Source organism: Haladaptatus sp. CMAA 1909 (genome assembly GCF_043952005.1).
In the GTDB taxonomy this organism is placed as follows: Archaea; Halobacteriota; Halobacteria; order Halobacteriales; family Haladaptataceae; genus Haladaptatus.
In genome coordinates this window covers 353,603-367,499 of the sequence record NZ_JBIOAV010000003.1, presented here as the reverse complement: position 1 = coordinate 367,499, position 13,897 = coordinate 353,603, and the positions used below count along the sequence as shown (strand labels likewise).

General features: G+C 57.8%; 11 protein-coding genes and 1 pseudogene. 5 read left to right on the top strand and 7 right to left on the bottom strand.

Going from position 1 to position 13,897, the window contains the following annotated elements; genetic code table 11:
* Nucleotides 1-51: 51 nt before the first annotated feature.
* Nucleotides 52-1,239 (top strand): MFS transporter, encoded by a 1,188-nt coding sequence (locus tag ACGYLY_RS23665; RefSeq protein ID WP_395285227.1) that lies wholly within the window; start codon nucleotides 52-54, stop codon nucleotides 1,237-1,239.
* Between the two features lie 100 nt (nucleotides 1,240-1,339).
* Here ACGYLY_RS23665 and ACGYLY_RS23660 read toward each other — a convergent pair whose 3' ends face one another.
* Nucleotides 1,340-2,242, bottom strand: a complete 903-nt coding sequence (locus tag ACGYLY_RS23660; protein ID WP_395285226.1) for a hypothetical protein — start codon at nucleotides 2,240-2,242, stop codon at nucleotides 1,340-1,342.
* A 143-nt stretch (nucleotides 2,243-2,385) separates the two neighbouring features.
* On the opposite strand from ACGYLY_RS23660, the gene ACGYLY_RS23655 reads away from it, so the two are divergent.
* On the top strand, nucleotides 2,386-2,757 hold the full coding sequence (locus ACGYLY_RS23655) for a methylglyoxal synthase (protein ID WP_395285225.1): 372 nt from the start codon (nucleotides 2,386-2,388) through the stop codon (nucleotides 2,755-2,757).
* Between the two features lie 33 nt (nucleotides 2,758-2,790).
* Here ACGYLY_RS23655 and ACGYLY_RS23650 read toward each other — a convergent pair whose 3' ends face one another.
* The 3 genes from ACGYLY_RS23650 to ACGYLY_RS23640 form a co-directional block, all read right to left on the bottom strand.
* A complete protein-coding gene (locus tag ACGYLY_RS23650; RefSeq protein WP_395285224.1) occupies nucleotides 2,791-4,017 on the bottom strand; it encodes a CaiB/BaiF CoA transferase family protein in 1,227 nt (408 codons plus the stop codon).
* A 3-nt stretch (nucleotides 4,018-4,020) separates the two neighbouring features.
* Complete coding sequence (locus tag ACGYLY_RS23645; protein WP_395285223.1) at nucleotides 4,021-4,149, bottom strand: hypothetical protein; 129 nt, start codon at nucleotides 4,147-4,149, stop codon at nucleotides 4,021-4,023.
* Nucleotides 4,150-4,405: 256 nt separating this feature from the next.
* Nucleotides 4,406-4,561 carry a hypothetical protein gene (locus ACGYLY_RS23640; RefSeq protein WP_395285222.1) on the bottom strand — a complete coding sequence of 52 codons (156 nt, stop codon included), beginning with the start codon at nucleotides 4,559-4,561 and terminating at the stop codon, nucleotides 4,406-4,408.
* Nucleotides 4,562-4,856: 295 nt separating this feature from the next.
* On the opposite strand from ACGYLY_RS23640, the pseudogene ACGYLY_RS23635 reads away from it, so the two are divergent.
* Both ACGYLY_RS23635 and ACGYLY_RS23630 read left to right on the top strand, forming a co-directional pair.
* A pseudogene (locus ACGYLY_RS23635) lies at nucleotides 4,857-6,098 on the top strand (RNA-guided endonuclease InsQ/TnpB family protein).
* Complete coding sequence (locus ACGYLY_RS23630) at nucleotides 6,095-6,541, top strand: DUF3394 domain-containing protein (protein WP_395285221.1); 447 nt, start codon at nucleotides 6,095-6,097, stop codon at nucleotides 6,539-6,541. The pseudogene ACGYLY_RS23635 and the gene ACGYLY_RS23630 overlap by 4 nt, the downstream one beginning before the upstream one ends.
* 33 nt (nucleotides 6,542-6,574) lie before the next feature.
* On the opposite strand, the gene ACGYLY_RS23625 is transcribed toward ACGYLY_RS23630, so the two are convergent.
* Both ACGYLY_RS23625 and ACGYLY_RS23620 read right to left on the bottom strand, forming a co-directional pair.
* Nucleotides 6,575-7,768, bottom strand: a complete 1,194-nt coding sequence (locus ACGYLY_RS23625; protein ID WP_395285220.1) for an MFS transporter — start codon at nucleotides 7,766-7,768, stop codon at nucleotides 6,575-6,577.
* A gap of 83 nt (nucleotides 7,769-7,851) precedes the next feature.
* Nucleotides 7,852-8,019 (bottom strand): hypothetical protein, encoded by a 168-nt coding sequence (locus tag ACGYLY_RS23620; RefSeq protein WP_395285219.1) that lies wholly within the window; start codon nucleotides 8,017-8,019, stop codon nucleotides 7,852-7,854.
* A gap of 1,127 nt (nucleotides 8,020-9,146) precedes the next feature.
* On the opposite strand from ACGYLY_RS23620, the gene ACGYLY_RS23615 reads away from it, so the two are divergent.
* Nucleotides 9,147-10,220, top strand: a complete 1,074-nt coding sequence (locus tag ACGYLY_RS23615) for a DsbA family protein (protein WP_395285218.1) — start codon at nucleotides 9,147-9,149, stop codon at nucleotides 10,218-10,220.
* A gap of 625 nt (nucleotides 10,221-10,845) precedes the next feature.
* On the opposite strand, the gene ACGYLY_RS23610 is transcribed toward ACGYLY_RS23615, so the two are convergent.
* Nucleotides 10,846-13,830, bottom strand: a complete 2,985-nt coding sequence (locus ACGYLY_RS23610) for a M14 family zinc carboxypeptidase (RefSeq protein WP_395285217.1) — start codon at nucleotides 13,828-13,830, stop codon at nucleotides 10,846-10,848.
* Nucleotides 13,831-13,897: the final 67 nt, after the last annotated feature.

The window sequence follows — 13,897 nt, the reverse complement described above, 5'->3', positions numbered from 1 at the left end:
AGCGGAGCCGTTCCACAACCGTTGTATCGTCTGGCTCGGTACGAGTCGATAGTGAGACGCCGTCTGTTCGGAACGCTCTGTGGGTTGGTCTTCCTGATGAACTTCGGGCGAACCGTTTTCGCCCCGTTGCTCGAACCGCTGGTAGTCGCCTTCTCCACCGACCAGGCGACCATCGGCGTGTTGATTTCGTTGGTGTGGCTCGGGACCGCCGTCCCACGGATTCCGATGGGGTACGTCCTTACCCACGTCCCCCGTCACCGGGCTGTTCTCGCGACTGGCGTCCTCCTCGCCGGTGCGTCGGGGCTCATCGCCGTCGCGGATTCGTTAGCCGTGCTTCGAGTCGGGACGTTCGCGCTCGGCGTTGCTAGCGGGGCCTACTTCGTCGCCGCCGTCCCGCTCATCGCGGAACTGTTCCCGGATTCGGTCGGACGAACGGTCGGCATTCACGGAGCGGCCTCCCAGTTGGCGGCGGTACTCGCACCGACCATCGTGGTCGGCGTCCTATTGGTCGCCTCGTGGCAAACGGTGTTCGTCCTCCTCGCGGCAGGTGCCGTCGTCTTCAGCGTCGTTCTGGCGAGCGTCGTTCGAGGGTCACAAATCGCCGACGAGGCCACTCCCGACCGCGCGTTTCTGTCCGCGGTCCGGGCTCACTGGCGACTCGTTGCAACCGGCCTCCTGATGGTCGGCGTTGCGGGGTTCATGTGGCAAGGGTTGTTCAACTTCTACGTCGTTTATCTCAACTCATCGAAGGGGATCTCTACGACGACGGCCAACCTCCTCCTCACCGTCGTGTTCGCGGCCGGATTACCGGCGTTTTGGTTCGGCGGACGGCTCGCGGACCGTCTCCCGATAGTCCCCTACATATTGGCGATACTGACGGGGTTCGTCGTGTCGGTAGTCGTACTCACCGCCACACGCGGCGTGGTCGCAGTAGCGGTCGTCTCGGTCGCCATCGGATACGCGATACACAGCCTCTTTCCCGCCTTAGACACCTACTTCCTCAACACCCTCTCGGACGAGAATCGCGGCGTCGTCTACGCGGCGTTCACCGGTGTCTCGTTGTTGGTCGAGGCGAACGGGACCGCTGCGGTCGGACTGTTGACTGACGCCGGATATTCCTTCGACGTCGTTTTCGTCGCGCTCGCGTCGCTCGTCGGTTGCGTCGTGCTCCTCCTCGCGGGGTTGTATTCGACCGGACGACTTCCGGGGAGTTCGGAACACGGCAGCGCTCGTGCGTAGTCCGGCGGGATGTCGCCGCGCTCGGATAGATGCCGGACGTTTGCTACGGGGAACACCCCGTTTCGTCGGTCGAATCGTGACCGGCGGTCCCGGAGTCGAATCACCGGAACGACTCCAGACTCACCGAAAACGCGTCGTCTGTGCTGGAGTATCGAATCGCATATACGGTCGGATACCAACCCGCGTTCGGAAACGTCGGCGGCGTCTTGATTGGCACCCTCGTTTCGGTGCAGGGACCACGAAGGAACGACCGCGTTATCATCGGTTCGAAGAAAATGACTTCCCCGTCGAAGGTTCCCCAGAGGAGCGTGTGGGTGAACGGGTCGCCGTTGAACTCCGAGGCCGTCAAGTCCATCAAATGGTTCCCCATTCCCGGTTCGACGGCCCCGAGCGATTCGTAGTCCGGCGGCCGCTGACGCGGCGGCAGCGGTTCCGTCCCGCGTCGCAGCGTTTCACAGGTGACCGCGGTCTCGGCCCTCGGACAGTTCCCGTTCCTGATTTCGGAGCGCTTCGCTCGTGGCATCAGGTAGAAGTGGAAGTCGAAGTGCGGGACAGCGTAGACGTCCGGCGGCGGATGCCCGGCCGGATTCCAGTTTAGCATGAACCACCGGAACGGTATCGGTACGTCCAACGTCGGAAATTCGAGAACGGTCTCGTGACCGCAACACGGCGCTTTCCCGTCCGGAATGTCCCACTTCCCGTCGGTCGGTGCCGTAGGAAGACCCCTCAAGGTGGCGGCGGTGAACTGGACGCCGACGGAGAGCGGCCGTTCGAAACCGGCGTGCGTCACGAAGGTCCGAATCGTCCCGTTTCCCACGGCGACGGAACGACCCCAAGCGGTCTGCGTCGACGGAAGACCCGCTTCGGTCGACCGTTCTCCGGGGAGCGATGTCGCATCCGGTACCTCCCCGCCGAATGTGGTCGCTTCGGTTCCGCTGGCGACGTACGAACCCGCGGTACCCGTCCCCAGTGCTTTCAGAAGTCGGCGGCGGTTGAGCGGCATTTGCCATTCGGTTAACGGGGCGGCCCCACGTTATTCTTTATACGTGGACAGCGCTACCGAGTGATTGTTCGAATACCACTCTCGACCCGGACGGATTCGAGCGACACCGTATCTTCAAGATATTTCCCGTGATACGCCCACGCATGCAGATTGCACTCATCGCACACGACGAGAAGAAACCCGATCTGGTCGAGTTCGTACGGAACAACATCAACCAACTGTCGTCCGTCGACTGCATCTCGACCGGAACGACCGGGAAGCGAATCAGGGAGAAAACCGACCTCCCGGTCGACCCCAAGGAGTCCGGGCCGCTCGGCGGGGACATGATAATCGGTGCCGCAGTGGCCACCGGAGACTGCCACGCCGTGATATTCCTCCGCGACCCGCTGACCGCACAACCGCACGAACCAGACATCAACGCGCTCCTGCGAGTCTGTGACGTTCACGACGTCCCGCTGGCGACGAACCTCGCCAGCGCGAACGCCATCATCGACGAGTTGGTCGGAGAAGCGTAACGGTCCTCGGGTGGGGTGGAGCGTACTGCCCGGTCAGAGGACGCCTTCGTCGGACAACCGCTCGATGTCCGCCTCCGTATAGCCGTATTCGAGGAGGATTTCCTCCGTGTGTTCGCCGAGGAGCGGCGGATGGTCGCGAACTCCCGTCGGCGTCTTCGAGAGGTGCATCGGGCTTCCCGCCATCTCGACGTCGCCCGCGGTCGGATGCGAAACCGACCACTGCATGTTTCGCGCGGCCACTTGGGGATTGTCGAAGACGTCTTCCATGTCCTTGACGTCGCTCGCCGGGACGCCGTGGTCGTCCATCGTCTCCAGAACCTCTTTCGTGGTGAACTCGGCGAACGTCGGTTCGAGGAGCGCATCGAGTTCGTCGCGGTTCTCGACGCGCGAGGCGTTGTCGTCGAACCGGTCGTCGTCGACGAGGTCCTCGCGGTCGATTGCGGCACAGAACTTCGGCCAGAGGTTCGGCGACGGAACCGCGATGACGACGTACCCGTCCGCCGTCGGAAACGCCTGATACGGTGCGAGGGTTGGATGTTTGCTTCCCATCCTGCCGGGTGCGGTCCCCGTCGCGAAGTAGTTCGACGCCATGTAGCTCATCCACGCGACCTGACTGTCGAGGAGCGAAACGTCGACTTTCTGTCCCGCTCCGTCGCCGAGTTCGCGCTCAAGCAGCGCGGCGAGGATGGCCTGCGTCGCGTACATCCCCGCGCCGATATCGGCGATGGCTACTCCTACGCGAACGGGCGGACCGTCCGCTTCGCCGGTGATGCTCATCAGACCGCCTTCGGCCTGCATGATGAGGTCGTACGCGGGTCGGTCCCTGTCCGGTCCCCACTCGCCGTATCCCGAGAGCGCACAGTAAATGAGGCCGGGGTTATCCTCTCGGAGCGTCGGATAGTCGAGTCCCCACTTTTCCATCGTTCCGACGCGGAAGTTCGAGACGACGACGTCGGCCTCGCTCGCCAAATCGCGAAAAAGTGCCTGTCCGGCCTCGCTCGAAAGATTGAGCGTCATCGAGCGCTTGTTGCGGTTCACGCTGAGGTAGTAGGCGCTCTGGTCCGACTCGCCGTACGTCGGCGGGTGCCATTTACGCGTCTGGTCGCCGGTTCCTGGTTGCTCGATTTTGATGACGTCCGCGCCGAGGTCCCCCAACTGCATCGTACAGAACGGACCGACGAGGACGCGGGACGCATCGAGAACGGTGAGTCCGTCGAGGGGACCGGTCTCCGTCGACGGCCGGTGAGCTTCGCCGACCATCCGTTACGGCTCCCCCGTCGAACTCGCACTCTGTCGCCACTCGACCCGTCCACCGGTGAGAAGCGTTCGGGCGTCCAGACGTCCGTTCTGGAAGGGACGATACTCGGCTCGCGGGACGGTATCTACCACCATCGTAGGACACTGTTCGAAGATATCTCGGTAAACAGTTTCGATGAAACCGACTTGTGAAACTTTCGCGCCGTACTTCGGTTCCGACGTGATAGTCTCGGGTGAAACAACCCGTGGAACTGCAATCAGCCATGTGGACATCGTTTTGGAAAGAATATACGCGCAATTGGTATTGAAATTAATAAGAATTTAATAATAGTATGTTGGATCAGTAGATTTATTATGTCCACATTTGGTTCTTTGGTATGGGTAGCGGTAATCAGAGCCGCGGCATAGACAGGCGTACGTTTCTCGCATCGAGCGTCGGAATCACGACGGCCACGATGGTCGCCGGATGTTCCGGCGGACCCGCGAAATCGGGAGGGTCGAAGAATTCCAGCGGTTCCGGCGGGGGCGGGACCCAGTTCGTCTCCATTGGAACCGGCGGTACGGGTGGAGTCTACAGGAAACGCAGCGAGAGTGCCTCGGGGCTTGACCCCGAGGGTGAATCGCGTACGCTGAGTCAGTATCAAAATTACAAGAGTAAGAGATATAGTACCCAAATGTGTATGTTGTGCCATACACGATGTGGTACAAATGAGGTTAGATGCCGACATAACGGACGAAGACCGGAACGGGTGAAAGCCTACGCCGACGACAAAGGAGTGCGTATGCGTCGAGCATACGCCGACCTGCTTCGATCCGCTCTCGACGCCGAGGGGTACTGAAACATGGATGTCACGCTTCGCTGTCGCGCCTATCCCGACGAAGACGTAGCGAGTGAAGCGTGGCGTCACATCGAAATTCACCGGCAGATACGCAATCACGCCGTCCGCGGCTACTACCGCGCACCGCGGAACGACCGTCCGAGTGCTTACGACCAACACTCAAAACTCACCGAGTGGAAACGGCGATGGCCGACCTTTGCGGACGTGTCGGCTCATGCCGCTTAACAAACAGTGAGTCAAATCCAGAAAGACCAGAAGGTGCTCAAAAAGCACCGCGAGAACGGTCGGAAGACAGGACGGCTCAAGTGGCAAGGTACGGGCGAGTTTCGGTCAGTAGCGTACCAGTCAGAAGGCTTCAACGTCAATCACACGACGGGCCACGACTTCGGGACGCTTACCCTCTCGAAAATCGGCGAGATACCGATACGAGCACACCGCGCCTTGCCCGAAACCAATGACATAACACGAGTTGTTCTCAAAAAAGAGCGAACCGGTGCATGGTTCGCCTGTTTCGTGATCGATGTCGACAAGCCAGAGAAACCCGACTCGGCGGATATCAACCCCGTCGATTGTATCGGTGTGGATCTCGGCATCCAGTCGTACATCCACACGTCCGAGGACCTTTCGGTCGAATGTTTGGACTTGAAATCGGAGTACGAACAGTACGCCCGCCAACAGCGCTCGCTCGACCGCAAGCAACACGGGTCGGCCAACTGGGAGAAACAGCGCCAGAAAGTCGCCCGTGCAAAACGACGCATTCGATGGAAGGTGCTCGACTTTCAGCACAAGCTTTCGACGTGGCTGGTCAAAGCGTACGACGTAGTGGCGGTCGAAGACTTGGACGTGAAGCCGATGCTCGAAACCAGTCAATCGGCGAAAAACAAACAAGACGCTTCGTGGTCTCGGTTCCTCGATTTGCTCGAATACAAAGGCGAGTTGCACGGAACGCACGTGGTTCGCGTCGATGCTCGCGGGACCACGAAAGAATGCAATCAGTGCGGTGTCGAAACGTCAAAGCCGCTATGGGTTCGAGAACATTCGTGTCCGGCGTGCGGTCACACCGAAGACCGGGACTTGAATGCGGCGAAGAACATCCTCGATAGGGGACTCAGCAAACTATCTCTTCATGTAGGGCCGGGACGGTCCGAATCAACGCCTGTGCAGACTGTGCTCCCTGCGTTCGCTCGTCATTCGGGACGGGTGGATGCAAAGCACGTCGTCGAAGCAGGAAGCCCCGCGGCTTGACCGCGGGGGTCGTTCACTTCGGAATCATCTCGGCCATCACGCCACCGATCATGCTGGCGGTATTCACCGCGAGTGGAATCGCCGAATCACATCCGTGGAAGACCGGACTGACCGCGCTCAACCTCGCCGCCGCCGGGTTCCTCGTCCCGTACATGTTCGTATACGGACCACAGCTCCTGCTCATCGGTTCGACGACGATGATAGCCATCAGCGCGACGACGGCCATCGTCGGTATCCTCGCGCTGTCCGCTGGAACGCAGGGGTACTTCTATACGGCCGCGAGCTACCTCGAACGAATCGCGCTGATCGTCGGTGCCGTGGTTCTCATTGCGCCAGGTCTGTTGACTGACCTCGCCGGGTTCGCCATTATCACCGCCGTGTTCCTCAAACAGTACGTGGTGAACCAACCCCCGGAGATTCCGACGCCGACGGGTGTCGACTGACTTCTTTTTCGGTTACAAAACCGTCTCTGAGCGTCAATCGGAGACGACGATTCTCGAGGTGCGCGTGTTTCGGACTAACAGCCAACTGACGCCGACGACGAGAGCCACACCGCCACCGATGAGTAGCGTTTGCTCGTATCCAACCAGCGCCGCTAATCCGACAAATACCGGTGGCCCGACGGTAGTTCCCAGACGAAGCACGCTTGTTCGAATGCTCATGATACTGCCTCGGAACTCGTCCGGTGCCAACTCGTTCAGTGCCGTGTCCGTTATCGGTTCGGCGAGACCCTGTCCCAATCCGAACAGCAACAGCGCACCGGCGACCATATACACCGAATCCGCCACGGAAACGAGGACGAGACCGATACCATAACTGGTGAATCCAAGTGCGATGGACTGGAAACTCGAAACCGACCGAAGCAGCCGTTCGCCCTGCATTGCCGTCAGTCCCATCATCACCGCTGGCAATCCGAGAAGGAGCCCGATAACTCCCGACGAGTAGCCATAGGAGTTGGCGAGGATGAAGGGGACGACGGTGAGTTGTGCCCCGTAGAGGATGAGGAAGATCCCGAAAATGGCGGTGTAGAGGACGAGATAGGGCTTCATCGGCGTCGAACCGGTTACGAACTCGCGGATGCTGGTACTCGCGCCGTCACCCGAGTTGGACGGTTCATCTAGATAGACGGTTCCGGGGAGTGCAACCACGATTCCGAGGAGAAAACAGATGAACGGAGCCGTCCACGAAATCGTCGCGAGTGCCCCGCCAAGCAGCGGATAGCCGGCGGCACCGACCGCAAGAATCGCGGCATTCATTCCGATCAGCGTTCGTCGCTTTTCGCCGGTGTAGAGGTCGCCAATCAGCGTGACCGTAAGCGTCGCAATTGCGCTGCTGGCAGCGCCCTGGACCGCGCGGAGGACGAGTATCGTCTCGAAATCCGAGAACATGACGACGCCCGCACCACAGAGGCCGAAGACGACGAGCGACGGGATGAGGATCTTCTTGCGGCCGATTCGGTCGGCGAGCACTCCCATCGGAATCGTCAGAAACACGCCGGGCAGGGTGAACGCCGAGAGCAACAGACTGGCTTGTGCTTCAGAGATATTCCACGCGTCTTGAACGGCGGGAAGTGCGGGACTAATGAGTGAGACACCCATCACGGCGACGAGCGTACTCGCAAATATGATGGCCGTTACTGGAGATTCGCGGAGGAGTTGGAACCGTTTCATTCAGAACGTATAGAAAAATTTGCGACCGAGCGCGGAGAGAGTTTGGATGTCGGCAATCCCGGTGGGGAACGAAACATGTCCGGTTATTCGAGCAAAAGGGTCACGACCCGGATGACGACGTAGGGACCAACAACCGGGAACGTGACAACACCGGTGAACGCCGCGACTATCGCAGCAAGGACGGGAGCAGCACTCAATATGAGTGCGTACACCGCAAGGACAGGGAGTCCGAGCAGAACCACGACAGTCACATCTATCGAGTCTCGTCGGCCAAGTGATGACCGTGTGGCTGTCTGCTGTGTTCGTTCGTGTGGCGATCGTCTCGTAGGTAGTTGTTTCATAGTTGGATACCTGTTTTCAGGTTGGTAGGCGTGCGATTCGGCGGATGCGTTACTCGTCAGCGATGACTCTATGGGAATCTCGAGATTCGCTGCCGATGGCGACACCGTCACCGATATTGAGGCAACGGAACGTCCTGATGTAGAGCCGGCATTTCCGGATTGATTTTCGGACGACCGGGCGTCTTCATAGCCGCCGCTTTTGGGAGCTCTGACGTGGAGTCGGCCGACCATCGAGTTAGGGGATGGTGTTCACTTCACCGCCCGACTCCCGTGCTTGACGATGATCGAACGGAATGTGAAAATTTCCGGAACTGTGATCATGGCTGTCGTGATGATGGGTACGACGTCGATACCGTCGTATGGGTCAATCGATTGCACTACGCTTCTGCGGCGAAAATGATTACGCTAATGAAATTATCATGGGGATACATCCTCGTGTGATATCTTTCCATTTCATGGCAGTATAAAATTATAGTGAATGGTGATAACTACTCGCACAATCAAGAGTACTATATATCGAGATATTCTCTGCGGCTACAGACGCCGGCCCATCACACCCATTATGGGAGGGTTCGTTGGAATGTTTACCGTTTGCACCGCGACAAGGTGCTGGCACTGCCACAGGACCGGACTCCTATTTTGTCCTGAAAACAGACGAGACTCGGAGGTACTTGGGTATGTGTGTCAGTCCGCGTGTCCGAGAGGGGCATACGTATTTGATGCGGCAACCATCGAATCGATACAATAGGATACGCGGAGAAAGCACCGAAGACAGTACCGTACAGTGAACATGAACAAAAACGGTGTCACATCCACGCACTCGAGAGCGTGGTATTCTTGCTTGCAATTCTGTAAGAGGATTCAATTGTGGAGAGAAGATGGGTACTTCACTGTGAACGATGAGTGACTGCGTTTCTACAGAAGTTTGGAGAAGTTAGCTAGAGAATATGATAATTATATACCAGTAAGATGAGCTACGTTGATTGTTGTAATCTTAACCGTCATCTATAAAAACATTAAACCCAACAATAATTGTAATGGATAGACGGACCCTCCTCAAAACAATTCTGCCAGCAAGCTTCTTACTATCTGGTTGCACCTCCCAATCAGATAAGACTAGCACTCCAGACACTACTCGGTCAACAACTACAACGGGAGGAAAGCAGAACTCACCGAAAACGAAGACAACATACACTGCCACGTCGACTACGGCCATTCAAAGTGCAGAATCGACAACAGAACATAGAACAACTACCACAACCCAATCAACGACAGAACCGGAAACAGCCAGCACAACACAGGCCACTACTGAACAGCCACCTAGCACAACACAAGCGACTACAGATGAGAAAACCAGTAACACAGTACAGTCTACGACTAAAACTACAGATGAGCCAGAAACAACCACCAAAATCCAATCAAAAACCAAGCAATCGACGAACACACCTCAATCGACGACGAAACAAAAAACAACGAAGCCAACTCAATCAACGACTACGCAAAAAATAACTAGCTCGATTCGAACGACGACAACAAATACTCGCTCGACACCGGATCATCCATCTGCGAAAGGGGTGTTTGATGAACCTACTCAAGGACCGACGCCATTCAGCACGGATGCCACTCTGATCGTTTTCGAAGACCCGTCCTGCCCCAATTGTGTGTACTTCGAGAATAATACCTATCCAAAGCTCAAGCGAAATCATATCGATTCAGGAACGCTTTCTTTCGTGGCGCGAACGGTTCCTGTTGTGGATAAGTGGGGGTCTCACGCAATCTATGCGTTGGAAGCCACCTACGCCCGGGATGAACAAGCGTTTTGGAAGCTCAAAGCATTCTACTTTAATAATCAAGACCAGTTCGACGCTGGGAATGTGCTCTCAAAAACAGAGTCCTTTATTAACTACAACACACGGTTAAGCGGGCGGAAAATCATTCGCGAGGCAAGGTCGAAAAGATATAGAAAACAAGTAAAGGAAGACTACTCTGTGGCAAAGGCTGCAAATATTCCAGGCACACCGACGTTTTTTGCCTTTAGATCTGATAAATACGTCACGAAAATCGTCGGAAGGCAAAGTTATAGCGTGTTCAAAAATATTCTCGGGCTTTAAGGGATAGAATATTGTTTTTCAGATTAGTATTACTCTCCAGTCATACTGAATTCCACCCTCGAAAACAAAACAGGAACACGAAGTCAATCTGTCGAGTTATGATTTGAGAGGTCCTTTGAGGGCATACGTATCTTGGTCAGATAATAGATTCCGACGAGGAAACATCCCAGCCCTAAAAACGAGAGGAAGAGCAGTCCGAGCGGAACGTGATACGTTCCAACTAATCGAACGACGACTAAACCGACGAATACACCGCCGATCAGAAACCACGAAAACATTTTTAAGCAATATTCGGATAGGAGAAGGTCAGCGAGACGAGTATCCGCTGCTCGGACGATTGAGTCCTCCCAGACCTCCTGATCAGTACCTTGAATGGACATCGTCACCTTGCGATAAGGTAGCATACGATATCAATACCTGTGATTGTGCAGTTGACAGTAATTTCGTACACGGGGGCCAACATTGGTAAGTCAAAGCTGATTTTGCCGACAAGTAAAGTCTAGTACTAGACCGCATCTGGTTCGCTGAACCGGCCGTCTGAACACCGTGGTTAGACTCAAAACGTGACCGAGGGGCTACCGCCTCGAACGACAAGCGGACCCCTGACGAAACGTAGGATCCCAGTTTAATCGAGCGTACCGAACGTTTCGACAAGTTCGCCGTTCACGTACCGACGTTGCTCAAACCCGAGCGCGTTCGTGAGGACGGTATGGCTCAGGAACGTCGTGGTGTACTCTAACATCCCGAACGGGTGTGCCACGCGTTGGTAGGCAGGTGGTATCATTCCCCCTAAAACGTGAATTCCGGTGCCGTCGTCGCGGTTGATGGACCCCGCCGTCACGAGACGCTGCTGGCCATCGGTAATCCCGGCGACCGTTCCACCGGCGTTCTCGAAGGCCGTTGGAACGACCCCGGTCGAGGGTGCATTCGCTATCGGATAGCCGAGCGGGGGGACATTGTACAGTTCGCGTTGAACGTTCCGCGTTCCCGTCAACAGCGGGTGGTCGTCGTTCCGTGCGTCGAAGTGCGGAATCGAGCTTTCGAACGTGGTAACGTCGTCCGCCGTAATGCCGGCGGCCAAGTCGTTGTCGAGCAGTCCGAGGTGGGTGACGCCGGTATCGGTGAGGACAAGATTACCTCCTTTCGAGACGAACCGATCGAGTTCACTGACGTATGCCTCGTCGTCGGCACCGTCCGCGTGGGAAACGACGAGGTTTTCAACGGAAAGTTTGTGGCTTCGACCGCGAAACAGCGCGCCGTCTCTAATGTCTTCGACGGTAAACCCCGTCATCGCTCCCGTGAGGTTGCCGTTGCCGTGTCTCCCTCTCCCCCCGTGATCGTGTCGGCCTCGCCTTCCGCGTCCGTGTCCATCCTCATGGCGGTGGTGTTCGTGTCCTCCATGACGACCGTGTCCGTCCTCACGGCGGTGATGTCCATGACCTCCCCAATGCTCGTAGTGTCCGTGGCCGCCCCAATGACCATGGTGACCACCCCAACCGTCTGTTCCATCCATGTACGCCGCATAATCGCGGAAGTACGCGAGCGGCGAGACGCTGTAGCTCCGCTGTTCGTAGCCGAAGACCGACTCAGGGTCGGGGGAGGTCACGTCGTCGTCGGTACCGACGACGACCGCTCGATTGACGGTCACCCGTTTTTTCCGTTCGCCGCCGAGCGTTTTCACTTCGACCGTCCACTCGCCCGAAGACGGCGATGGAACCGACCATTCGACCGTCCGCCGTGGGCGTTCGCTGTCGGATTCGTGTGAGCGCACGACCTTCCCGTTTGCGTCGCGGAGTTTCGAGCGGACGGGACCGCTCGGTGAATCGACCCTGACCGAGAGTTCGTGCGCTCCGTCAGGAACGGATACGTTCGATGCGGTCCACTCCTTGCTGACTTCGACGGATTCGCTGGCCGTCGTCGTATCGGCCGCTTCGAACGAGAGTGCGCTCGAGCGTCGCGTGAGGGAGTCGGTTTCGACGTACGCGGTGGTCGCCTTTCCGGTTTGGATGTCCGCCGTCACCTCGGTCGCCGCGTGTTCGGTGACGGTTCGAATCGCCTCCTGGAAGCCGCGCACCTGCAGGTCGACCAACCACGGGCGGAACACCATTCGGTCGAACACGCGATTGTCCCAGCCCATCTCGTGAGCCATCATGGAGACACCGAGGCCGCCCTGTTCCTCCGGGTGGCTCATCCAACTGATGAGCGTCCCCGAGGTCGTGTACTGAATCGTGTCGAAGATGGTACCATATTCGTAGGCTGCTTCCGGTACAGGGGTATCGTACCGGTCCACGTCCTCCGGAGGGACGTCGTACCCGTCTATCAGGTACTCCCTGTTCAGCGCCTCGAACCGGTCGCGGCGGTCGTCGAGGTCGGTGCCGATTTCGTCTTCGATTCGACTGTTCGTCCGCCGGTTGAGTTCGTAGATGTCGTGGAGTTCGCCGTGGTCGTACTGGTCGTTCACGATGAGCCCCTCGATGAAGTTCGACGACCAGAACATGCCGTGGAGGTCTGACCCGTAGTTGAGGTTGTCGTAGCCGCGGAGCGCTTCGACGATGTCGAGCGAGTCGGGCACTATCTCCTCGTAGTCCTTCGGCGACGTCGGAACGTCCTCGTCGACGCCGGGACTGTCGTTCCGCAGGTCGCGACCGTTTGGCTCGGCGGGATAGTACGACGGATTGATCCAACCGACAGTCGGATAGCCGCGGTTCGGGTCGACACCGGTCCCCGTCACCCGTTTGAAGGAGTTGTTTTCCGGTTCAGAGTCGCCCACTGGGTCGTCGTTGACGCGATACTCCTGCCGACGCGCGGAGAACCCGTCGGGGTTCGTGTACGCGAACAGCAACACGACGTCGTCCAACATGGCCTCGACCGTCGGCTCGTTGCCTTCGAGCAGTCGCTCGATGAATCGGGAACCGGCCTCCGCTCCGGACCGCTCGTCGCCGTGGATGCTCAGCGAGAAGAACACCTTCTCCTTCCGCCGAAACGCCCGCTCGTGGTCGATGTCGTTCGTCACCTCGACGACCCACAGTTCATGCGGGTCGGACGCCGTCTCCTCGAAGAGGTTCTCGTGACCCGGACTCCGCCCCCACGACCGGACGCGAACTCGGTCGTCGTACTCGTCTTCGAGACGGTGAACTCCGTCGACCATCTGTTCGTAGTCGATGTAATCGACGCTGTCGTCGACGGACGGGAAGACGCCGTTCGCGTAGTCGCCGAGTCGCCAGAACGGGTTCGACCCCGGCGAGTACTTCAGCGTCTCGACGGCGTCGAGTTCGGCCACGTCTCTCGCTTCATCCGGCGTCAACCGGAGCCACGCCGCGGTTTCCGGGTTAGTCGTCGTTCGGAAGTAGTCGTCCGAGTAGGGTTCGAGCGCTTCGAACGCCGGTCGGTCGAGTACGACCAGCGTCGGAATTTCGTATCCCTCCTCGACGTGGTCGCGGACGAAATCGTAGAGTTCGGTCGTCGCTGACGACGTGGAATCGGCGGCGACGCCTTTCGAGAGCGACACCGCACCGGCCGTCGCTGCCGACAGTCGAACGAACTGCCGTCGCGAAATCGGGATGTCTTTCGAGCGGTCCAACTCAGTTGCGTGAGTACGTTCGTCGTGCACTTGATAACACGGCACGGAAGTGCCACCGTACGTTACTTACTTTCAGTATTAATAGTTATCTAATATT

Coding starts and splice junctions, on each gene's coding strand:
- ACGYLY_RS23650 (WP_395285224.1), bottom strand. CDS start 4,017: ATGGTCGGCGAAGCTCACCGGCCGTCGACGGAGACCGGTCCCCTCGAC.
- ACGYLY_RS23625 (WP_395285220.1), bottom strand. CDS start 7,768: ATGAAACGGTTCCAACTCCTCCGCGAATCTCCAGTAACGGCCATCATA.
- ACGYLY_RS23655 (WP_395285225.1), top strand. CDS start 2,386: ATGCAGATTGCACTCATCGCACACGACGAGAAGAAACCCGATCTGGTC.
- ACGYLY_RS23615 (WP_395285218.1), top strand. CDS start 9,147: ATGGATAGACGGACCCTCCTCAAAACAATTCTGCCAGCAAGCTTCTTA.
- ACGYLY_RS23660 (WP_395285226.1), bottom strand. CDS start 2,242: ATGCCGCTCAACCGCCGCCGACTTCTGAAAGCACTGGGGACGGGTACC.
- ACGYLY_RS23645 (WP_395285223.1), bottom strand. CDS start 4,149: ATGGTGGTAGATACCGTCCCGCGAGCCGAGTATCGTCCCTTCCAGAAC.
- ACGYLY_RS23640 (WP_395285222.1), bottom strand. CDS start 4,561: ATGGAGACGAACTGGGTCCCGCCCCCGCCGGAACCGCTGGAATTCTTC.